The organism is Mycobacterium angelicum, assembly GCF_002086155.1.
GTDB classification, from domain to species: Bacteria; Actinomycetota; Actinomycetes; order Mycobacteriales; family Mycobacteriaceae; genus Mycobacterium; species Mycobacterium angelicum.
In genome coordinates, this window is the sequence record NZ_MVHE01000405.1 from 1 (window position 1) to 266 (window position 266).

Here is a 266-nt window from a genome sequence, read left to right on the forward strand (position 1 = left end):
GACGAACCCATCGCGGTGGTGGGGATGGCGTGTCGGTTGCCGGGTGGGGTGGATTCGCCGGAGGCGTTGTGGGAGTTGGTCAGTGGTGGTGTGGATGCGGTAGGGGGTTTCCCGACGGATCGGGGTTGGGATTTGGCGGGGTTGTTTGATCCCGACCCCGATGCGGTGGGCAAGACCTATACGCGTTCGGGCGCGTTTTTGGCCGATGCGGCCGGCTTTGATGCCGAGTTCTTCGGGATTTCGGCGCGTGAGGCCACCGCGATGGA

The 266-nt window shown here is 64.7% G+C and carries 1 protein-coding gene; it reads left to right on the plus strand.

The window, feature by feature from the left end; all coding sequences use genetic code 11:
* Positions 1-266, plus strand: a 266-nt coding sequence (locus BST12_RS30010; RefSeq protein ID WP_139802133.1) for a beta-ketoacyl synthase N-terminal-like domain-containing protein, incomplete at both ends; no start/stop codon positions are given.